This window comes from Janthinobacterium sp. P210006, assembly GCF_036231885.1.
GTDB classification, from domain to species: domain Bacteria; phylum Pseudomonadota; class Gammaproteobacteria; order Burkholderiales; family Burkholderiaceae_D; genus Janthinobacterium; species Janthinobacterium violaceinigrum.
Map to the genome: position 1 here is coordinate 199,026 of NZ_JAZARD010000005.1, position 21,763 is coordinate 220,788.

Sequence of the window (21,763 nt, forward strand, 5' to 3'; positions counted from 1 at the left end):
CTGTTTTTATGGGGCGGTCCAGGCCGCACCCCAGAGTAGGGCGATGGTCGAATTTGCACTAATGAATTTTTTGCAGGAAGCGATACCGGGGCCGGTATCGGAGAATGAAGAAAAGCGGCGCCGGAATAGAAAAAGCCCGGTTCGAAAACCGGAATCTGCTTTGTATTTCTCGCTCTTGCTTCCCTTCTTGTCGGCCAAAATATATTCCAGCTCAGATGCCCGTTTACCCGCATCGTCCAACCTCGCCATCAACTGGGAAAGCCCTTGTAATTGAATCGTTGGCATCGAGGTCTCTTGAAATGGAGTCGTTGCATGCTGATACCCTGGAGGCGACGATATGCAGACGTCTGCACAAAACACCCACAAGTAGCGCGGCGCCTTGCGGTTGATGCGTGCGCCTTGAGAGCACCATCATCAATATAAATAAAAAAGACCGCCCGAAGGCGGTTGGGTGCAGCTCAGTTACAGCACAATGTCAAATGTGCGTTTCTACTTAGTCCTCACGGTTGAAGGCTTTGTTTCAGCATTATCCTGCTCTTTGTCCTTGTTACATTTATTAGCGAGCTTATCAAGATTCTCCGGATTAATAACATTTTCTGACATTCCATCGTTCAGAAGTTTCTGCCGCTGGTCCTTGAATTTTTTAGCTGACTCGCACATCTCTGGCAACTGTTCAAAGTAATCTATTGCGGCTTTAGTGGCAGCCTCATTCGCCCGCAGTGCCGACTTAACGGCATACTCGATCGCGTATCCAGATGCGGCACGTACTGCTTTCATCTCCTCATCCGAGCGTTTCTGCGTAGAATTCATAGTCAAACTCTTTTTACTCAATCCAGCTAAACTTCGGGTCAGGACTTGTCCGACCCGGAGATACTCAACAGCTGAAGTTTGCTTTCCTGGAGCGATGGAAGCGTCCAAGCTCTGCAACTCAATAATCTTTTTGTCTATCTCCGACGTGTTCTCGTCCAGCTTTTTAATCGCCTCGCCAAAAGTAATATTCCCGGGATCAACTTCGACCAATATCGAATCGTTGACTCTGATCGACCCATTCTTTACCAGCGGTGCTATAGCAGCCAAGAGCTGTGACTCTCGATATTTAATGGAGCCCCAGTAGCCGCCAATAGCAAGACAAACCACTACAAAGCCAACGCCAAGCAACTTTTTCATGCTGAATCCTTAAGTGTTTTTTAAGCATGATACAACACAGCAACTAATGCGTGACCTCCCAAATTCTCAATAGCTTGATTCCGACAATTGCCCTTATACAATCACCAAGTCCAAATCGTCTTTCGTGGCTAAAATTTTGTGCAGGCAGATTAAGGTCTCGCGGCGCATCAACGGCGGCACGAACGATCTGGCCGAGCGCTTGGATCTGTTCGCGGTGGCGCAGCGGATACTTCGTGAGTGCGCTGGTCAAGCTCGTGCGCAAGGTGCCTGGCTGGCTATATGGCGCCTTGCTGTTGTGCTTGCTGGCTGGTGACGGCATGGTGTAAGCAATACAGCAATGGCATCACCGTCTCCCTGGTAGAGCCCGGTGCTGATAACCGCGTCCTGGCCGGCGCCGCACTGCACGGTCTGGCCATGATTTTCCGCGAGGGCTTCAAGGGCAAGAAGGCCGGGATCATGCTGATGATCTGCAGCCGGATACCCAGCGCCAGGGCATCTTGTTTGATGCTGGCCGGGACAGGGCTCAATCAGTGCGGTCGATGGCTGCCCTTGATGCGTTAAATGAGCGGTTCGGACGCGATACCGTACACCTTGGATCTGCAGGCTGGGTCAGGTGCTGGGCAATGTTGTCGGAAAATCGGACGCCCCGATACACCCTCAATTGGGCCGAGCTGCCGACAGTGCTGGCGAAGTAGGCGGCTTCCTCTGCCTGAGTAATTTCGCAGTCAATATATCGGGCTCGATGTCCCGGAGGAGACGGTATTCGTTGGAAAGTTTGAAAAATCGTTGGAAAATGAAAAAAAAAGGGTTACAGCCGAAGCGTGTAACCCTTTTATTTTCCTACTCATTCTGTGGGGTGGCTGATGGGGCTCGAACCCACGACAACAGGAATCACAATCCTGGACTCTACCAACTGAGCTACAGCCACCACTGTCTTACTTACCTGTTTAGCTGTTTTGCTGAACAGGTGCCGAATTATACAAAGAACTCGGCAAAGTGGCAAATCTAAATGCAGTCTTTTTTAAAGAATCGAAAGATTGCATGAAAACGGCCCATTTCACTCATACGGACAGGTGCTCGACGGGCGGCTGCAAGTCCAGCAAACCGGCGAAGGCTTTCTCCAGCGCCTCGACCTTGGCCGTCGTGTAGCCCTGCAGGCGCGGCGCGTCGTTGTCGAGGCGGCGCAAGCCTGCCGCGTCCAGCAGGCGGGCCAGCTGGCGCGCCACGGCGTCGCCCGTGTCCACCAGGGTGATCTGTTCCTGCGTGTGGGCGCGCACCGTGCGCTCGATGGCGTCCTGTACGAACAGGTAGTGCGTGCAGCCCAGCACCAGGGTGTCGACGCCTTGTTCCAGCATGGGGGCGATGTAGCGTTCCAGCATGGCGCTGGTGGCGTCCTGCGGATCGGTGCCCAGCTCGCACTGCTCGATGCGGTCGGCCAGGCCTATGCACGGCTGCAAGATGAAGGTGGCGCCCGTGGCGGCGCTGACCTGCTCGCGCAGGGCCAGCAGTTTGTCGCCACGCAAGGCGCGTTCCGTGGCCAGCACGGCGATCTTGCCGTTGCGGCTGATGCTTGCCGCCGGTTTCAAGCCTGGTTCGACACCGACGATGGGCAGGTCGGGGTAGCGCGCGCGCAGTGCCTTGATGGCGGCGATGGTGGCCGTGTTGCAGGCCACGACCAGCGCCTTCGCGCCTTGCTGCAATAAAAAGGCGGTGATCGCCAGCGAACGGTCGACTACTTGCTGTTCCGTCTTGTCGCCATACGGGGCATAGCCGGAATCGGCAAAGTAAATCAGGTCTTCCTGCGGCAGCTGCGCGCGGATATGGCGCAGCACCGACAGGCCGCCCACGCCGGAGTCAAAAATGCCGATGGGCGCGTCTGGGCGGGCAGTGCTTGCAATAGAAGTCATAGGGAACCGGGGAAGATAAAAAAACGCCGCGCTAGTGTGCCGCGCGGCGTTAATGGTAGAGCCTGTTTAAGCGACCGTCACGGGAATCTTGCTGACGCTATTGAGTTGCTCGATCTTCGCCTGCCACTCTTTCGGACCCGTGTTGTGCACCGAGGTGCCTTTCGCATCCACGGCCACGGTGACCGGCATGTCGACGACGTCGAATTCGTAGATCGCTTCCATGCCCATGTCGGCAAAGCCCAGCACCTTGGCGTGCTTGATGGCTTTTGACACCAGGTAGGCGGCACCGCCCACGGCCATCAGGTAGGCCGATTGGTGCTTCTGGATCGATTCGATGGCGACGGGACCCCGTTCGGCCTTGCCGATCATGGCGATCAAGCCCGTTTTTTCCAGCATCATGTCGGTGAACTTGTCCATGCGCGTGGCGGTCGTCGGACCGGCCGGGCCGACGGCTTCGTCGCGCACGGGATCGACGGGGCCGACGTAGTAGATCACGCGGTTCTTGAAGTCGACCGGCAATTCCTCGCCCTTGGCCAGCATGTCCTGGATGCGCTTGTGCGCCGCGTCGCGGCCCGTCAGCATCTTGCCGTTCAGCAGCAAGGTCTGGCCCGGCGTCCACGAAGCGACTTCTTCTTTCGTCAGGGTGTTCAGGTCGACGCGCTTGGATTTTTCCGTGTCCGGCGTCCAGTGCACTTCCGGCCACGACGACAGCGATGGCGGTTCCATGTAGGCAGGGCCCGAGCCGTCCAGCACAAAGTGGCCGTGGCGCGTGGCGGCGCAGTTCGGGATCATGGCGACCGGCTTCGACGCGGCGTGCGTCGGGTGCATCATGATCTTGACGTCGAGCACGGTCGTCAAGCCGCCCAGGCCTTGCGCGCCGATGCCCAGCGAGTTGATCTTGTCGCACAGCTCGATACGCAATTCTTCCAGCTTGTTTTGCGGGCCGCGTTGTTTCAGCTCAAACATGTCGATGTCTTCCATCAACACCTCTTTTGCCATCAGCATGGCTTTTTCGGCCGTGCCGCCGATGCCGATGCCCAGCATGCCAGGCGGGCACCAGCCGGCGCCCATGGTCGGCACGGTCTTCATGACCCAGTCCACCAGCGAATCGGACGGGTTCATCATGATCATCTTCGATTTGTTTTCCGAGCCGCCGCCCTTGGCCGCCACTTTCACGTCGACGGTGTTGCCTTCGACCAGTTCCATGTGCACGACGGCTGGCGTGTTGTCCTTGGTGTTCTTGCGGTCGAAATGCGGGTCGGCCACGATGGAGGCGCGCAGCTTGTTGTCGTCGAAGTTGTACGCGCGGCGCACGCCTTCGTTGACGGCGTCGGTAACGGTACCGCTGAAGCCTTCGAAGCGCACACCCATGCCGATTTTCAGGAAGACGTTGACGATACCCGTGTCCTGGCAAATCGGACGCTTGCCTTCCGCGCACATGCGCGAGTTGGTCAGGATTTGCGCGATCGCATCTTTTGCCGCCGGGCTTTGCTCGGCCGCATAGGCGCGCGCCAGGTGTTCGATGTAATCAGCAGGGTGGTAGTAGCTAATGTACTGCAACGCTGCGGCGACGGATTCGATCAGGTCTTCTTGCTTTATGACAGTCATGGTGTTCTCGCGGTAGATAAGAAGGGTAAGACTCTTTACTAATACTGGTTACTGCATTGGAATGACAAAAGCCCACGGCCGCCGCTGGCAGCCATGGGCTTAGGGTTTAATGCGGTCGTGCCTGGTTCTGAGTTACGGTCATGATGCGGTCCGTGTAGGCGATCGCCATGGCGGAAATGATGAAGACCATGTGGATCACCGTTTGCGCGATGATCACTTCCATCTTGTAGGAATTTGCATTGATGAAAGTCTTCAGCAGGTGGATGGACGAGATGCCGATGATGGCCATCGCCAGTTTCGTCTTCAGCACGGAAGCATTTACATGCGACAACCATTCCGGCTGGTCTGGGTGGTCATCGAGGTGCATGCGCGACACGAAGGTTTCGTAGCCGCCAATAATGACCATGATCAGCAGGTTCGAGATCATGACCACGTCGATCAGGCCTAATACCACCAGCATGATGGTCGCTTCGTTCAGCTTGGTCGGCAGGGCGCTGCCGGGCACGGCGACGGCCGTCAGCACGTGCTGCAGGGCTGCATCATTGCCGAACACGGCGCCGATCAGGTCGGACAATTCCACCCAGAAATGGAAGACATACACGCATTGTGCGAGGATCAGGCCCAGGTACAGCGGCAACTGCAGCCAGCGCGACATGAAGATGAAGGCGGACAAAGGATGCAGCTTGGTATGTTTGGCAGACGGTGGTAGGTGGTCGATCATGTGGGGTTTCCTGGGGGAGTAAATACCAATTTTTGGCATGCCCGACATTTTACACTTGCTGTCGATTACTGCGCATGGCCTTGCTCTGGATTATTGGGTTTGACGAAATACAAAGTGGTATTGAAGCTTCGGCGTGCCAGGCATTTCTCCAATGAAAATACTGTACGGCGTCCCCTTGACGCCCATCGCCGAAGGCGCTTATGGTTAGCATGGAGCGAGGAAAACGCAGCAGAAAACGCGCAATGTAAGGCGTCCGTAAGACACGGCGCTTATCGTGTTAGCAAACAATTACTACACTGGAGACAAGCATGGCCGCTACAGAAAACCAAGGACAGGGCACGCAGCAGCAAGGACCAGAAGAGTCGCGCGTATTTGAACCATCGGCGGCCTTTGCCGCACAAGCCACCATTTCCGGCATGGCTGCGTACCACGCCATGTTGAAAGAGGCGGAAACGGACTACGAAGGCTTCTGGGCCCGGCTGGCGCGCGAAAACCTGAGCTGGAAAAAGCCGTTCACGCGCACCTTGAACGAAGACGACGCGCCGTTCTACAAGTGGTTCGAAGACGGCCAGCTGAACGTGTCCTACAACTGCCTGGACCGCAACATCGAAAATGGCCTGGGCGGCAAGACGGCCATCATCTTCGAAGCGGACGACGGCACTGTCACCAAGGCTACCTATAAAGAACTGCACGAAAAAGTCTGCAAGTTCGCCAACGGCCTGAAAGCCAAGGGTATCGCCAAGGGCGACCGCGTGATTATCTATATGTCGATGTCCGTCGAAGGCGTTGCTGCGATGCAAGCTTGCGCGCGCATCGGCGCCACGCACTCCGTCGTCTTCGGCGGCTTCTCGGCCAAATCCCTGCAGGAACGCATCATCGACGCGGGCGCCGTGGCCGTCATCACGGGCGACGAGCAATTGCGCGGCGGCAAGAAGCTGCCACTGAAAGCCATCGTTGACGAAGCGCTGGCGCTGGGCGGCTGCGATTCCGTGAAAAACGTCATCGTCTACAAACGCACGGGCAGCGACTTGCCGATGGTGGCCGGCCGCGACACGTGGCTGCACGACCTGGTCGAAGGCCAGAGCGCGCAATGCGAACCGGAATGGGTCGATGCCGAGCATCCGCTGTTCATCTTGTACACCTCGGGTTCCACCGGCACGCCGAAGGGCGTGCAGCATTCGAGCGGCGGCTACCTGCTGTGGGCCGCGCTGACGATGAAGTGGAGCTTCGATATCAAACCTGACGACGTGTTCTGGTGCACGGCCGACATCGGCTGGGTGACGGGCCACAGCTACATTGCGTATGGCCCGATGGCCGTGGGCGCCACGCAAGTGGTGTTCGAAGGCATCCCGACCTACCCGAACGCGGGCCGTTTCTGGGAAACCATCAAGAAACACAACGTCAGCATTTTCTACACGGCGCCAACGGCCATCCGTTCGCTGATCAAGGCGGCCGACGTGGACCCGAAAGTCCATCCAAGCAACTACGACCTGACGAGCTTGCGCTTGCTGGGCTCCGTCGGCGAGCCGATCAATCCTGAAGCGTGGATGTGGTACTACAAGCATATCGGCGGCGAGAAATGCCCGATCGTCGACACTTTCTGGCAAACGGAAACGGGTGGCCACATGATCACCCCGTTGCCAGGCGCGACGCCGATGGTCCCCGGTTCCTGCACTCTGCCACTGCCAGGCATCATGGCCGCCATCGTCGACGAAGCGGGCCAGGACGTGCCGAACGGCCAGGGCGGTATCCTGGTGGTAAAACGTCCATGGCCATCGATGATCCGTACGATCTGGAACAACCCGGACCGTTTCAAGTCCAGCTACTTCCCGGAAGAACTGGGCGGCAAGATGTACCTGGCAGGCGACGGCGCCATCCGCAACAAGGACACGGGTTACTTCACCATCACGGGCCGCATCGATGACGTGCTGAACGTGTCGGGCCACCGCATGGGCACGATGGAAATCGAATCGGCGCTGGTGGCCAACCCGCTGGTGGCCGAGGCGGCGGTAGTCGGTCGTCCGGACGACACGACCGGCGAATCGATCTGCGCCTTCGTCGTGCTCAAGCAAGCGCGTCCGACGGGCGAGGAAGCGAAGAAGCTGGCCCTGGAGCTGCGCAACTGGGTCGGCAAGGAAATCGGCCCGATCGCCAAACCAAAGGAAATCCGTTTCGGCGACAACCTGCCGAAAACCCGCTCCGGCAAAATCATGCGCCGCCTGCTGCGCGTGCTGGCCAAGGGCGAGACAATCACGCAAGACGTGTCGACCCTGGAAAACCCGGCCATCCTGGAGCAGTTGAAGGAAGCGTCGTAATGAAAGGTCGGTCCCTGCGAGGGGCCGACCACGGCCTCTGTTGGGCTGCTGCTTGTCGCTGTGTGCTTTAACTTTTACCCCACGGTAAATAACTTTGGCAGTCCGTAGAATCTTTGCTATAATCTGCGGCTTCGCGACAAGCGAGAAATAGTACGCAATGCGAGCAAGTCGACGCATTGCCTGCAGGAGAGGTGGATGAGTGGTTGAAGTCGCACGCCTGGAAAGCGTGTATAGGTTCATAGCCTATCGGGGGTTCGAATCCCCCTCTCTCCGCCACGGATAGTAATTAAGTAAGATCAGGACGTCTCAGGAAGTCCCTCAAAAACCGCTTAGAGCCTTGATTCTAAGCGGTTTTTTCGTTTTTCAGCGTCTCGGGATGTGCCAAGGCATATCAGGATATCCAACTTTTTTGAGGGAATGCGCCGGGCCGGATTCCCCCATTCTTGGCTACCATTCCCGCATAACTGTCCTATAGTGGTTCCAGACGCATTTGCGAAGGAGACCACCATGGCAAAGCTCATCGTCCCGCTGACCGAACTTCAGGTCAAAAACGCCAAACCAAAGGAAAAACCATACAAGCTGTCCGATGGCGGCGGCCTGTTCGTGGAAGTCATGCCGAGCGGGTCCCGAATCTGGCGCTGGAAGTTTCGCCAGGCCAACGGCAAGGAGAACGCACTGACGTTTGGTCCTTATCCGGAAATTACGTTGCAGGATGCGCGTGAAAAGCGCTTGGCTGCGCGGCGCTTGATGCTGCAAGGAATCGACCCCGCCAAGCATCGCGACGACGCCAAACGCCTGGCAAAGGATAAGGCGTCCAACACCTTCGAAAAAATCGCGCGCGAGTGGCACGGCAACAAAGTGCCGACGTGGAGCGAACGCACCGCCAAGAACACCATCCAGCGCCTGCAAGCGGACATCTTCCCAGCCATCGGCCGCATGCCGATCGATGAGATAAAGCACCGCGATCTGATCGCCGCACTGCGCAAGATCGAGGAGCGTGGCGCAAGTGAAGTCGCCCATCGCCTGAGAGCGCTATGTGCGTCAATTTTCAGCTACGCGATTCAATGCGGATTCACAGAGCGCAATCTGGTCACCGATATGAAGGATGTGTTGAAGACCGTCCGCGCCGGACACTTCGCCGCCATCAACGCCGACGAACTACCGCAGTTCCTGGCCATTCTGGACCGCAACGAAGCGCGCATGTTCGCGCCGACGCGCATTGCGCTGCGGCTGATGCTGCTGTGCTTTGTGCGCACCAGCGAGTTGATCGAGACGCCCTGGAGTGAAATTGACCTGGAGCGCGGCGAGTGGGTCATTCCATGGCAACGCATGAAGCGCGGCAAGCTGACCGTCAATCCGGATATGACCAACCATCATGTATGCCTGTCGCGCCAGGCGCTGGAGCTGCTGCGTGAACTGCACGCGATCACGGGCCGCAGCAAGTACCTGTTCCCGAATCAGCGCGACCACGAAAAGCCGATCAGCAATAACACGATACTGGTGGCGCTTGGACGCATGGGATACAAGGGCAAGATGACCGGCCATGGCTTCCGGGCGCTGGCCATGAGCACCATCAAGGAGCGCCTGGGCTACCGGCATGAAGTCGTGGACCGCCAGCTGGCACATGCGCCGAAGGACAAGGTGGCCAGTGCCTATGACCGGGCGCAGTTCCTGGCGGAACGGCGCAAGATGATGCAGGATTGGGCCGACTACATCGATGCCGTCAGCGGCAAGGGAGAGCCGCCGCTGACGCCCAGATTAACGCTGGTCAGCGGTGAGTTCAGCCGGGATGGCGGAACAGGAGGGCACCATGTCTAAGTATGTACTGCGCCTCACGGATGCGCTTATCAAGCAAGCTGCTCCGAAGGACAAAATATACAAACTATCCGATGGGGCTGGTCTGTACATCGCAGTGCAGCCCAGCGGCAGCAAGGTCTGGCGCATGAAGTATCTCCAGCAAAGCGGTGGCGAAAGCGTTCTGACTTTTGGCAGGTATCCCGAAGTCTCCATCGCCAAAGCCCGCGAACACAGGCTTGCAGCGCATCAGCTGCTGGAGCGGTAGCAGGACCCGCGCACAGAATTCAATCGAGAAAAATTGCATCCACTGCCAAAGCCTATTCCAATCGACGAAATATTCGATGAGCCGGAGTGGGGCCATGTGCAGACCAGCATTCGGCGGGCGACCCTGCTCGCTATCCGTCACCTCGAAACCGCCTTATTTCCGGCATTGCAGCGCATTTCCATCAGTGAAGCACAGCACAGTATCCAGCAAGCAGCCATTCGGCAAATTGAACAGGCTGGTTTGCAGGTCGTCTCCCGTCAGCTGGAGGGTGTCGCGACGGCGCTCGCTGCCAGTTATTTACGTAACGGTATGAGCATGGACCAATTGGTTAGTGCGATGAAGGAGTCAAGGAGGCGGGTACGTCGCCAGGGCGACAACATGCAGTAGCTATCGGAGTCTTTGACCGGGTTCCAATTCTGCGTACTACGAAAAGCGCACTTGACGAAACGAACCACTTGCAAACGTCGATATCAGGCATAGAATGAAGCTCTCTTATGTGGGAATCGCTCCCACGAGGGCATGCTTCGAGCATGTCCCTATGCTTAGCGGCATAGGCGTTGCGGTCGTTACCCGCCACCATGATACATAGCAGTTTCTGCTAGATATATCGCCGGGACATGCAGAAGCATGCACATCTCGGCAAGATAAAGCGCTGCCTTCAGCGCCTACATATCCCACAGTCCGCAAGACGGATTGCCTGGATGATTGCGCCCGGTGGGCGCTTCCTCAAACAGGAGCAAGACTCCTGCCCCGATTGGTTCGCATGCCCCGCGAGGTAGCGAACCCTATAAAGCACAGCATGGCTTTGCCGCAAGCCGCACCGTCAGCAGAAATGCCAGCGATGCGATGCCTCGCGGCTGCTGCCAGCGCATGTGCTTCAGAGTCGCCAGTATCGTTACCGCGAGTGCGATGCTGGCTTATATGCCGTCGCCTGCCATGGCTGCGTGCACGCGTCGTTACTGGCGGCGTGCTGCCAGTGACGACGCGCCGCCGACGGCATAGGCCCAGGCGGCAAGCGGAATTCCACCGCGTGATGTTGTTCAGTGACGGGGCCAGGCGCCCCCCATCGCAGGCAAGCCTTGCGATGTCCTTTGCCCGCTACGGGCTGATTAGTAGAAGTTGATCCGTGCACGATGTGCACTCCATGGACCCTGGGTGATTGGTCCCCGCTGCGGCAGCTTCCTCCGGGAGCGCGCAGCGGTGCCACACGCGCATGCGGCGCGGGCAGGCAGTAACAGCAACCGCATACACGGGAGTGGTGTCCCGAGGCCCTTGATTCAACCTTTCCTGCCGAGGCAGTGAGGGTGGCCAGAAACACTTACCAGACAGGATTACACCACGCGGCATCGATGTAAAAACCAATGATCGGAAGGATGACTTTGCCATGCGCGACTTGAACTACCAGCTCAAGCAACTGTGTCACCGCAACCGGGATGGCAGCTTTGCGACGCAGGCCGACCGTGAGCGCATATTAAATCTGTGCGCCAACGACCTGGCGGAACGGGGCTTTCAGCATATGAGCGTGGACAGTCTGAAGCCGAAGCATGCGGCGGCGCTGCTCGACAAGTGGAAGCAGAATGGCGTCAGTACCGGGACGGTCAAGAATCGCATGAGCGCTTTACGCTGGTGGGCCGAGAAGATCGGTAAGGAGAACATCGTTGCGCGCACCAACGGCGAATATGGCATCGCGGAGCGGGTGTTTGTCACCAACGTCTCGAAGGCGAAGGTGCTGGACGCCGACACGCTGGCCCGCGTGAATGATCCGTATACGCGCATGTCCCTGCAGCTGCAGGCGGCGTTTGGTTTGCGGCGCGAGGAAAGCATCAAGATCAGGCCGGGATGGGCCGATGGCGGGAACATCCTGCGGCTGAGAGATAGCTGGACCAAGGGCGGCAAATACCGGGAGGTGCCGATTGCCACCCTGCAGCAGCGCGCCGTGCTGGAAGCGGCCAAGGCGCTGGCCGGAAAAGGCAGCCTGATTCCCGCGCAGTTGCGGTATCGGGACCAATTGAACCGTTTTCGTGCGCAGTGCGACAAGGCTGGCATCCATGGCGTGCATGGGCTACGTCATGAGTACGCGCAGCGGCGTTATGCCGAGTTGACTGGCCGACCTAGTCCAGTATGTGGCGGCACGACGTCCAGACAACTGGATGCTTCACAAAAACTCGCAGATCAAGCTGCGCGGCTGAAGATTTCAGTGGAGATGGGACATGGCCGTGAACAGGTCACGTCCATCTATCTGGGCAGATGAGCGTTCACCTGTATCAAGGGCGCAGCGCATGGAATAGACGAGATGCAGAAGGGGCAGCCCTGGCGCTGCCGGAATGATCGCGGAGAGTCGGCATGACTCTCCATTGTTTGCTGTTCATCAATCGAAGGAGAATCTTATGACCACGACTAAAAAATTCCTCCGCTTGCCTGCGGTGATCGAGGCTACCGGCTGGTCCCGCGCCACAATCTGGCGCAAGGTGAAGGCAGGCGTGTTGCCGGCACCTATCCCCATCGGCCCCAAGTCCATCGCCTGGGACGCAGAGGAGATCGCTCAATGGCAACAACGCTGTATTGACGCTAGGCGGGGCTTGAGTGGGAGTTAATAGTGGCTGGATTAGAAGCGTCCCACCTCGTAAGACGTCACGGGGTGGGCCTACAGGCCCTCTCCGAATCGTCCAACTGCTGCTGCTGCTGCTGCTGCTGCTGCTGCGCGGCAGCCCCGCGCGTTCGTGTATGCTTTTACGGCGTTCAATACGTCAGTCTGTGTCCGAATGGCAGACCTGACCCTGGCAGCACAATTGCTTCAGATATCACTCGTGCCATTGACCACCTCTAGGTAGCCTTTGATGCGGCCGCCTGCATGAGTTTGGTCCTCTCGGGGAGCCTCGCCACCTCGAAGCACAGCACGAGATAGTAGTCGATTCATGGCGATGCATGAGGTTTCCGGTACCATGATGCAGTCTGGACAAGCGCCTCCATGGGCATCGCAAAGACTTCCGGAATTGCATCGGTGTGACGATGGCTCTAGCAGATGAGCCAAGAATTGATTATTCTCATTTCGCCAAAGAGACGACAGGTTACCCAAGTCCATAGTTGTGCCGTTACGGTAAACGACGAACGACAGGTCCGCCGGGAAAACATATTCACCGAGCGACCCGAGATCCAGGCCGGAGAACTCCGCTATAGATTTCATAAAAAGGTGTGCAAAACTGTGCAGCAGTGTGTACATATAGCGATAAGTGGTGGCACCGCTTGGGCGCAAAAGCGAAAAATATTGGCCGAACGGCTGAGCCGATTCCAGTATCGGGCCACCGAACTTCACCTTCCCGTCTGGAATCCAATGGGGTAAATCCTCGACGCCAATTTCCTTCAGCCATTGGTATACAAGCTCTGGTTTTAGCGTGACATAAATTGCTTCGTTAGCCTGCTTGACCACGTAAATCGGCCGCTTGCCATTCTTTAAAGGCTCGAACAGACGCAGGCGTACGGGCATGTCTTGATTGCGTTTGTTAATAAATGGACTAGCGCTGACGCGAGTGTATCCGTGGGTAAATCGGCAAAGTTCAAACTCGCGAATTAGACCTAACTCGGACAAGCCAAGCATGTTCATCAATGTTAGAGTCCTCGCTTCCTGCGCTATTTTTGTCTGCTCGTTCTTCGGTGCCAAGTCAGTGTCGAGTTGATAGAAACGTACGAATGGAGCTCGAGCACCGAGTTCTGAAGTTGCCCGTACTTTGTTGCGCATTAGGGCTTCGTGCTCGACTGAGAGCGTAAACGGATCGTAGCGGCTGGTGAAATCTTCACGCCGGGCTAATTGGGCGTACACTAATTCCGGCAATTCGCCTGTTACCGGGAGCAGCGGCGCTTCGCCGCTGCTCCAATCGATGAAGAGCTTGCGGAGCTCTTCATCGACCTCCTTGATGAACACCTCGTCTTTCATCTTCACTGCGCGGTCATAGTTCTTCTTGTGGTACTCGTAAGTTTGCCATTTTTCCGAATGCCCTCCTTGTAACAAGATTGCCTTCATCTCTTCCGGAGTCGGCTCTGTGCCGCCATAGCCGTATTTGCCACATATAAAGGAAGCCAACGCTTTCGTGTTCTGAGGCATTAGAAGTGTCAGCAGGTTTTGGTCGCAGTCGGAAAACACCACGAATTGCTCGGACTGCACATAAAATGCTGAAGACGCCCGATACGAAATCGGCTCCATGCGACGCTCGCTTGGTGCACGGGCGGTATCGCGAAATACCTCGGTAGTGAATTTGTCGTTTTGCAACCAAGTCGCGCGCTCGCGATGCCCACAGTTGGCGCACTCAAAGCCCCATTCACCGATACGCGGCGAATGCGTGTGCAGTAAAAAATCCTTACTAGCGCAACTGGCACACGTCTGTCCCTTTAGGTAAGCTTCCTGGTTCTGTTCGCTCCATTCCCACATACCCGGGGTAGCTGGCATGTAGTCCCCCGACCAGTGAACGAAGACGACGTCCAGCTGGCGCCATTTGCAGTCTGACTTTTTTTTCGGATTCGGGCAGTTGATCGGAGAAAAAACATCAATATTCCTAGCCGCGTCAGCAACCGACTCGTATTCTTTGAACATGCCACAGGTATTGCAGACAAAGGAAAGCGGCGCTGGCGCATAGCCCATCTTGAGCGGGTTGACGAACTGTAGATACGACGCCCCGAGCGGGAGTAGAGCACTTCCGTGGAGCAGCATACCGTCGATGCACTGAGTTGGATCAATCGGGCGCTCGTCGCTATTAATTGAATACGCGCGCGTGAACCAGTTTTGCCAAGCTTCCTGTAGGCGAAGTACGATTTGCTCTTGCGTTTGGATATTGATGTTAGCTATGTCCGGCACTGCGGACTGATCCGGAATCGAAATGCAGGCGCCAAGCCCGCCTTCGAATGTGAAGAAAGAACCCGGCGCATAGGCGGACGCCAACTGGTTGCGTGAACGCGCCATGATGGGCGTCCGGATTTGTTTCTGGTCCTGTTCGTCTTCGTTGAAGTATGCTCCGCGCTTCATGTTAGACCCCGTCATCATCGTTTTCTGCCACTCCGTTGCGCACGAAGTCCATTACTGCAAACACTTGATTTGCCATCTGTGTTCTGCCACGAGCATCTTTCGGGGACATCCGGATTTCGCCGCCTTGATCCACGTCGCGGAGAGAGGTCATTGGCTTTTCCATCGTACTCAACAGACCTTGGAAGTAGTCTCGTAAAGTGCCGCTGCCATACAAGGGACTGGTAGACCATTGATTGAGCAGAAAGCGTGTTTTCTCGAAAATCCTTCGGCGGTAGTGCTCTTCGCCTTCCGGGAAGTAGCCGGCTCTCAGACCGATGGCCAACTCGATGAAGCGCGTGATGTCGGTGATGAATGCATCCTTACGCAGTTTATAGGTCTTGTTGATATCGGGTACCCACGAATAATTTGACGTATTTTTCTTTTCATCCTCTGGGAGCGCGATGAGCTCACGGCTCGGAACAACACCTACCAAATATGCCTGCAACATGCTCGGAAACACGCGCTCGACGGCTTTTTCCGCCCATCTATCAATCGCGGCGGGTTGCACCATGCGCTCCAGAAAGCGATGGAAGATGTCAAAAACTTCCACGATGTAACGGTCGCGCCTGCGCTGCGGCGTAGGGACAAGTACCACAAAGCCGATATGCGTGCGGCCTACGCGCGACGAAGCCTGAATGTATTCAGCTATGTCCGAGGGCATGCCGGCAAAAAACATGGAATTGAATTCTTCCACATCGACACCGTGTGATATGGCCGATGTCGCAATTACCGAACGTAGTACCTTGGAGAGCGGCGTGAAATGCTCCCCCGGCTTATCGCGTTTTTGTGCGGCTTCCACTACTGCCTGCACCAAGCCCTGATCCACCGAACCAGTAATTAGGCGTGTATCGAGCGTATCTAGCGGGATATTTGCATTCAAGTGACGCTTGCGCGACTCCTCCATCTCCGCAGCCATAATTTGGTCGCCGCCTTTCTTATTGGTGACATAAGTGAGCGCGATGCGGTGCAAGTCGACGAGTGTGGCAATCTCTCCGACCGTGGCGCTTGAGATTGCCTGCTGGTGCAGATGTTGCAGCGGTCCTTGGCTAATGCAATTCTGCATGGTCTGGATCACTTCTTTCTGCTTGGCCATGTCGCCATTAACCAGTGCATCGAACAGGGTGGAGATACATAGATGGAAATTGGATAGGATAGATACGCTCGTGGCCGTATGCGGTTTACCATTGGTCATGAAGCTGCAATAAACTCGGGCCTGTGGTGAACGAACTTCGGGGTCTTGGTGCGTCGCGCGATCAACTTCGCTAGGGAGGGGGGCTTCCGGCTGTGCATAAAACGAGTCATACAATGTCGGTCCAGGATGCGGGAACTGCGATGCGGGAGTCTGGCGCTGATACAAGTGCTCTAGTTGACGATCAGGTTCGGATACCGTCGCGGATGCTGCGATGACTTTGGCTCGTCGCCGTTGGTGTTGCGGGTCATGCGCGACAATAGCTTTGAGCGGCTCGTACAGATACTGGAAAACTGCATCCAGTGCCGACTCGAACAGGCCGGCAAAGGTTCCCAAAGATTCGTCTAGCAGATGCGCTTCGTCCTGAATGATTAGGCTTGGGAACGGGTCGTGGAATAGCTTAACCCCTGTGGCGTAAGCCGGCCATAGACCTTCGCAGTCGCACTCGGCAGGCGTTTTAGTTAAGTCCTTGTGCTGTGGAATGAAAAGACGGTTGGTGTCCTTACGGCGCCATGGCGCTGCTCCCAGCATGCCGTAGACCCGGCGTATCGTACCGGACGAATGGCCTATAAGGGCCAACTTGTCCACTGTTCCCAATAGGACAGAGGGGGCGAGGTCATAGATGTCTTCATCGCAAATGTAGAAGGGGAGGGGCTTGAATCCGCCTATGTTGGAGGGGCAGCTGACATCGGTGCAAACGTGCGCTAGTGTGCCTCCCAGTTTTGGGAATCGACGCAAGGCCGTATCCATGCCGCAAAAAGGGCAGTCTGGAATTTTGTTCCAGGCTTTGCATGCAGAGTCGTACTTCTGATCGGTATGCCGCAGCTTTTCTTCAGCAATGGGCGACAGCGGACTGGAATCGATATCCGGCAAGCTGGAGATGCCCTTCGTAGAGTGACTATTGGGTGACCCACCGCTGCCCACCCAGAAGCCGATGGATAGCTCGTCGCCAGGGTAACTGTACTTCCTGCGCACCAGCTCTGCCTGGGCCAATACCTTTGAGCAGCGCTGGGCCTGCTGGATCGTTAGCAGGCGAAGTGGATAGCGAATCATAGCGGTGACACCCGTGTGCTTTCCGCGTAGGCGGTCAAGCATTAAGTTGAATACCAACAAGCCGAAGAATGCCTCGGATTTGCCACCGCCTGTGGCGAAATAAAGTAGCGTGACCGAATCATCTCGTGCGACATTGTAGTGATGGCGGAATTCCGGCACACGCGATGCCAACGCCGGGATATTTGCAACAATGAAAGCTAGCTGGAACAAGCGCCACTCACCATTGTCATTCTTGAAGCGGCGCAGCATAAAATTGGCCATCGCCTCATTCATTGATAGCCAGGCCTCATATACGACTGCCTGTGGATTGGACTGCACCCCTCGTGCGCTCCATGCGGCGCGGGACTCCTGCAAAATGCTCAGTCCTGCTTGAATGGCAGCTAATTCGTCGCGCCACCTTTGCATGTCATCTTTGAACTTATTTTTTTCGCGTTCCAGCGCATCGACATCGGTCGGACTCAAGCCGACGGATAGCTCAATCTTTCCAGGTTGCTCATCAATCCATTTTTGCATTGCTGGAATGATGGGTAATAGCCCATCTAGCCCATCCGGCTGGCTAAGCGAACGTACGTGTCGGTTAATGTCGGCGCTCGAAGTTGGTACGATGCGAGGCTGAACATAACGTGGCGTCCAAGTAGTGCGCAAAACGAGGTGGTTGGCATCTCGTGCGACGGTGCAAATACCACAGTTGTGACCTATCGCTGGATATTGCAAGTAGGCGTTATAGCGGTAGGACGGTTCTACTCGCTCCAATTTGAGATTGCGGTGGAGATTCGTCGGTAGACTCGTCTTCAGTTCGACAAGGAATACCGCAGGGTCTTGATCTTCGGAGTGTGTGCGGGGCTCCTGACTGCGATTTTCCAGTGCAATAAACACATTTAGATTATCCGGATTGAGCCAGTCCTTAGTCACTTGGACATTCCAGTTAAGCGTGATGTCAGGAACAAGTACAGGATTACCGGAGGCGCGCACATGGTCGAGGAACATGTTCCAGTTCTGGTACTGGCTGCGCGTGACGACCATCCGACGGTAGCCCCACATGCGTCCTTCAGGGCTCTCGGCCCAAGCTTGCAGATACTGAGAAATAGTGGTGTTGAGCAGCGCTGAGGTTTGGTCGGCCTGCATGGCAAGGGCTGCACTGCCCTCGGCCGCAGTGAATTTTAGGTCGGGAAGCGGGATATCCAGACGGAGCCACTTTTGCGAAATGGATAGTGGCTCAAAATCTTCGTCGCGCCCCACTATAGGCGTGCTGTTGTCGTTGGGGTCAACAGACATCGTCACGGTACCGTCGTCATCCCCGGTCGCACTATCTCCGGCCTCATCATTGCTTAGTTCTGACAGATTCCACGGCAAGCCTCGCTCAGTAAAGACCTGCTTACGAATTTCTTCACGAGTGCGGGCCCAATCCGGGTGCCGGAAGCGAGACTTATGACTTCCTTTGATCTTTTCCCATTCTGCGTTTTCGCGGTCCCGAATGACTTGGCGTACCGCAAGAAATACCTCGCGGCGCAGCCGAAAACTCAGTTTGCAGTTGGGACGTTTTATGTCGCTCTCGTCCGGAAGTACGCGTACATACACCGAGAGACTTGGATGCACAGCAATCTCTCCGCCAACGCCATTTGCCAACTGCAGTTGCAGGCCATGCGAGGAAATCCAGATTGGTGACGTTACTTCATCGTCACCTGCCTCATCTCGCATAGGGAGCAAGAATCCAGAATTGAGCAACGTGCGGGGACGCGCGCCATACAGATGTTTGCCAAATTGTCCGGCGCCGCTGATATGCGCGTGTGTAATGTTAAGCAGGGCATCTACTACGGCCTCCTTCAGCGTAGTCGACACTTGTGCAGGATTGGCTCGCAAAACTAGGCTATTCATCTTTCACGGTCTCCTTGGTCGACGTGACCCTATCAATGGCGACTACATTATCTTTTGCTTTATTGAATAACATCTTGATCGTTTCCCGAGGGATGCCCACGTTAAGCATGGCTGACTCAGGATGCAACAGCATGTAGGTATATCGTTCTGAAAGGTGCCGACCATCCACTCGGCGCACATTCCGAATCTGTGTAATGACTTCGCGCCAAAAATACTTAATCTCCACTGGTTTGAATCCTAGTGCGTGGGCGAATGCAACAAAGTACTCTAATCGCTGGGGCGCTTGCGGCTGCAAGTCCTCGAAAGCAGTGGCGTCCGCGCCACCCAAGTCAATCCAGCGTCCCACAGCGGCTGCGCCAGGCAACTCTGCGGCTATACTTGGATTGCTGGCTTCAAGGTTCTCTAAAATATGGATTCGCAAATCACGCACTTGTTGGGCGCGCGAGCGGCCCGGAAAACGTTCCTTTAGGCGGCTCTTTACTTCTGTGTGATAGTCGCGCAAGTCGGTCTCAAACGACTTGTCGTGGGCGACTGGCACGCCAGAGGCCTTGAGTGTGACCTCAACTAATTCGCGCAGTTCCTGAGACATGCAGAACAACCTGTCACCTCTTTTTAGGTCGCATATTTGGCAGACTCGGAAACCCCGTTCCGTCGCGAACTCGCTGGCAGGGTCATACAGGTAGACGTGATGGGTTGGGCGTCGGTATAAGGACCGGCCGTTTTCCAGGGAAATTCTCCAAGCGTCCGGGTCGCTAGCGTTACCTTCGTCATCTGCACCCGCCGCATGTTCGCTGTGGAAGGTTGGCATGACATAGTCCCCAAGCGAAAGTATGCTGCGGTCTACTGTAAGATGACGAAGGTGACGAAGAATAGATTCCATGCGCGGCTTTAGCGTCTTAAACGCGTCGTAGTACTTCGCCAATGGCTCGAGAGTGCCCTTCAGGTACTGGCCTGTTCGAGTGGTCAGCAGGACCGCCGTATGCTTGGCGACGCGATTATCCGTCATTACCAGCCGTAAGCCTTCGTCATCGAGTCCCGCAAAAACGAGCTGGTAGCTACCCAACTGATCCAATCGATTGGCCAGTTGGGTAGAAGGTAAAAATTGGATTTGCGCTGCGAAAGATCTGTACGATGCTTCATTAAAATAATTGGTATATTCGGATAAGAAAAGTTCCGCTAAGCGCCGATAAACTGCATTGGTAAATACTACGGCCACCTTTCTTTTTTTTGTAATCGCATAGTGACCCACGAGACTTGCAAGGCGTTCGGAAAAGGGAGTAGCGACTTGGTAGTTTTCAAATAGCCTTGTACCAGCCTCGATACATTCCAAGATATTCGCCTTCTCGGTACCGCATTTCTCATGCTGGGCAAACACCGATAGAGCTGTGTGGTAGGTCAACCAGCTGAAGACGCGACGCGAATGCTCGGAAGTGGTCGGCTGAGATAGCCATTCGCTTAGAGTTGCGACCCCGCAAGGCAGCGCGGCCATACGCGATAGGTAACCTGCGGCGTCCAGTACAGGCTGCGCCTCCACGCGTCCCAGAGCGTTCGCTATGCGGTAGAGCTTGGATATAACCGCATTGGCTTCAGCATCAACGACTTCGACATCGAATTCACGCGGCAATGGCATTTCAATGCTCTCCTGTCCGGGCTCCATTAGCGCGTCGTCAGGCGTACCGTTGCAGACTGCCGCAATCTCATAGGTGTTGTGTCCCTTCCAATGGCGCTCATGCTGTTTTAACTTGTCATTGAGCCCATGCAGCTGCTCACGCAGGCCACGCGCTGCGTGTGGCTCATCGGTGACGATGAGAATGCCTGGGCGTCTCTCCTTGGGGAAAACCTCTTCCACCACACTGCAGAATCGAGTGATGTGCTTGTCCCAGCCATGCGCGCTCTTGCGTACAGCCCTTGTAGCATTGACCAGCACTACGTCTGGGGGGCCGCAATAGGCCAGTGTTTGCAGTGCCTTACGTAGCTCGTCTTTGGACATGCGGGCATCAAGCGCGAAGAATGCATCTGGCGCTTTTCTAGGGTCGCCAATAGTTTCGCAATTGTTGCGAACAGCATGTTTATGGGAGCGTTTTTTAAAGCGGGTAGTCACGTGTTTTAACAATGTGTGCGAGCATGAATCCCATCGTGAGAATCCTGCCGTAGCCAGATAGGTTGGCAAAAGGTCTGCCACAGTTGGATTAAATGGTTCCTGTGAGTCGCTCTTGATGCTGCCTAGCGATAGGATGAATGGATCTTTTTCAGACAGGTTGCGCACAATTGGGATTTGCGCATTGGAGGAGCCAGCGAGTTGTACTAGATCACTTGCTAACGCCAGCACTTGTTGACGGTCATAGTGCAAGTGATTGAGCGGATAAAAAACGTTGGACTTAGCTGGATAGATCGAGCCGCGGATGCCAAGCTTATCTCCCGTTTTCCAGCGTTCAAGAGTTGCCAACGCATGAATTGTCAACAGGGTCTTGGGAGCGGTCGGCCAGACGAGGACAATCTGGCGAGTGCGATTGTGTGCGACGCTCAGATACAAATTGACTAGCTGTACCAGCGCGGGCGAAGGCCGGCTCGAAAGCTGTTCTCCTTCGCGATAAAGTGCAATACCAGCTGAGCCATAAACCGGGGCTGGTTGCGATCTTACGGCCGCATCCAGGCTGAAAGATGTCGCTAAGTCCTGCTGTACGATGTTTTGCTTCTGCCCTGAACTTTTGGGCTTGTTGCGATGCGCGGAAAGAACGCGCGCTACCATCGCCTTGCGTCGTTCAGCGGCAGCTTCGCGGTCTTCCTGTTTTGTAACTCGTGGTGGTGGCATG

The 21,763-nt window shown here is 55.9% G+C and carries 16 protein-coding genes and 2 tRNA genes; 9 read left to right on the forward strand and 9 right to left on the reverse strand.

The window, feature by feature from the left end; translation table 11 throughout:
• Positions 1 to 6 precede the first annotated feature (6 nt).
• Positions 7 to 285, reverse strand: a complete 279-nt coding sequence (locus VPH41_RS24135) for a hypothetical protein (RefSeq protein ID WP_328571756.1) — start codon at positions 283 to 285, stop codon at positions 7 to 9.
• Between the two features lie 204 nt (positions 286 to 489).
• Positions 490 to 1,167, reverse strand: coding sequence for a hypothetical protein (locus VPH41_RS24140; RefSeq protein ID WP_289918117.1), 678 nt, complete (start codon positions 1,165 to 1,167; stop codon positions 490 to 492).
• Positions 1,168 to 1,476: 309 nt separating this feature from the next.
• Here VPH41_RS24140 and VPH41_RS24145 point away from each other — a divergent pair, with 309 nt between their 5' ends.
• Together VPH41_RS24145 and VPH41_RS28485 are read left to right on the forward strand one after the other, a co-directional pair.
• Complete coding sequence (locus VPH41_RS24145) at positions 1,477 to 1,728, forward strand: hypothetical protein (protein WP_328571757.1); 252 nt, start codon at positions 1,477 to 1,479, stop codon at positions 1,726 to 1,728.
• Entirely contained in the window at positions 1,707 to 1,862 is a 156-nt protein-coding gene (locus VPH41_RS28485) for a DUF4113 domain-containing protein (RefSeq protein ID WP_289918121.1), read from the forward strand. The genes VPH41_RS24145 and VPH41_RS28485 overlap by 22 nt, the downstream gene beginning before the upstream one ends.
• 157 nt (positions 1,863 to 2,019) lie before the next feature.
• Here VPH41_RS28485 and VPH41_RS24150 read toward each other — a convergent pair.
• From VPH41_RS24150 to VPH41_RS24165, 4 genes are all read right to left on the reverse strand, one after another.
• Positions 2,020 to 2,095 (reverse strand) — tRNA-His (locus tag VPH41_RS24150).
• Positions 2,096 to 2,228: 133 nt separating this feature from the next.
• The gene (murI, locus tag VPH41_RS24155) at positions 2,229 to 3,074 is read right to left on the reverse strand and encodes a glutamate racemase (protein ID WP_328571758.1); all 846 of its coding nucleotides are present in this window, start codon (positions 3,072 to 3,074) and stop codon (positions 2,229 to 2,231) included.
• Between the two features lie 66 nt (positions 3,075 to 3,140).
• On the reverse strand, positions 3,141 to 4,682 hold the full coding sequence (locus VPH41_RS24160; RefSeq protein ID WP_034784516.1) for a fumarate hydratase: 1,542 nt from the start codon (positions 4,680 to 4,682) through the stop codon (positions 3,141 to 3,143).
• A gap of 106 nt (positions 4,683 to 4,788) precedes the next feature.
• Positions 4,789 to 5,403: a YqhA family protein gene (locus VPH41_RS24165; RefSeq protein ID WP_077400355.1), complete on the reverse strand. Its 615-nt coding sequence runs from the start codon at positions 5,401 to 5,403 to the stop codon at positions 4,789 to 4,791.
• A gap of 308 nt (positions 5,404 to 5,711) precedes the next feature.
• Here VPH41_RS24165 and acs point away from each other — a divergent pair, with 308 nt between their 5' ends.
• The 7 genes from acs to VPH41_RS24200 all read left to right on the forward strand — a co-directional run bounded on the left by acs (position 5,712) and on the right by VPH41_RS24200 (position 12,374).
• On the forward strand, positions 5,712 to 7,718 hold the full coding sequence (gene acs / locus VPH41_RS24170; protein WP_328571759.1) for an acetate--CoA ligase: 2,007 nt from the start codon (positions 5,712 to 5,714) through the stop codon (positions 7,716 to 7,718).
• 185 nt (positions 7,719 to 7,903) lie between these two features.
• Positions 7,904 to 7,994 (forward strand) — tRNA-Ser (locus tag VPH41_RS24175).
• Positions 7,995 to 8,225: 231 nt separating this feature from the next.
• Positions 8,226 to 9,536 (forward strand): tyrosine-type recombinase/integrase, encoded by a 1,311-nt coding sequence (locus VPH41_RS24180; RefSeq protein ID WP_328571760.1) that lies wholly within the window; start codon positions 8,226 to 8,228, stop codon positions 9,534 to 9,536.
• Entirely contained in the window at positions 9,529 to 9,780 is a 252-nt protein-coding gene (locus VPH41_RS24185) for an Arm DNA-binding domain-containing protein (RefSeq protein WP_328571761.1), read from the forward strand. The genes VPH41_RS24180 and VPH41_RS24185 overlap by 8 nt, the downstream gene beginning before the upstream one ends.
• 33 nt (positions 9,781 to 9,813) lie before the next feature.
• Positions 9,814 to 10,167, forward strand: a complete 354-nt coding sequence (locus VPH41_RS24190; protein ID WP_328571762.1) for a hypothetical protein — start codon at positions 9,814 to 9,816, stop codon at positions 10,165 to 10,167.
• Positions 10,168 to 11,164: 997 nt separating this feature from the next.
• Positions 11,165 to 12,031 (forward strand): phage integrase N-terminal domain-containing protein, encoded by an 867-nt coding sequence (locus tag VPH41_RS24195; protein WP_328571763.1) that lies wholly within the window; start codon positions 11,165 to 11,167, stop codon positions 12,029 to 12,031.
• Between the two features lie 136 nt (positions 12,032 to 12,167).
• A complete protein-coding gene (locus tag VPH41_RS24200) occupies positions 12,168 to 12,374 on the forward strand; it encodes a helix-turn-helix transcriptional regulator (protein ID WP_328571764.1) in 207 nt (68 codons plus the stop codon).
• Between the two features lie 200 nt (positions 12,375 to 12,574).
• Here the strand turns inward: VPH41_RS24200 and VPH41_RS24205 are convergent, their stop codons facing one another.
• Genes VPH41_RS24205 through VPH41_RS24215 form a run of 3 tightly spaced genes read right to left on the reverse strand, consistent with a single transcriptional unit; the run spans position 12,575 to position 21,762 of the window.
• A complete protein-coding gene (locus VPH41_RS24205) occupies positions 12,575 to 14,794 on the reverse strand; it encodes a hypothetical protein (protein WP_328571765.1) in 2,220 nt (739 codons plus the stop codon).
• 1 nt (position 14,795) lies between these two features.
• Positions 14,796 to 18,950: a DEAD/DEAH box helicase family protein gene (locus VPH41_RS24210; RefSeq protein ID WP_328571766.1), complete on the reverse strand. Its 4,155-nt coding sequence runs from the start codon at positions 18,948 to 18,950 to the stop codon at positions 14,796 to 14,798.
• Entirely contained in the window at positions 18,943 to 21,762 is a 2,820-nt protein-coding gene (locus VPH41_RS24215; RefSeq protein ID WP_328571767.1) for a hypothetical protein, read from the reverse strand. The genes VPH41_RS24210 and VPH41_RS24215 overlap by 8 nt, the downstream gene beginning before the upstream one ends.
• Between the last annotated feature and the right edge of the window lies 1 nt (position 21,763).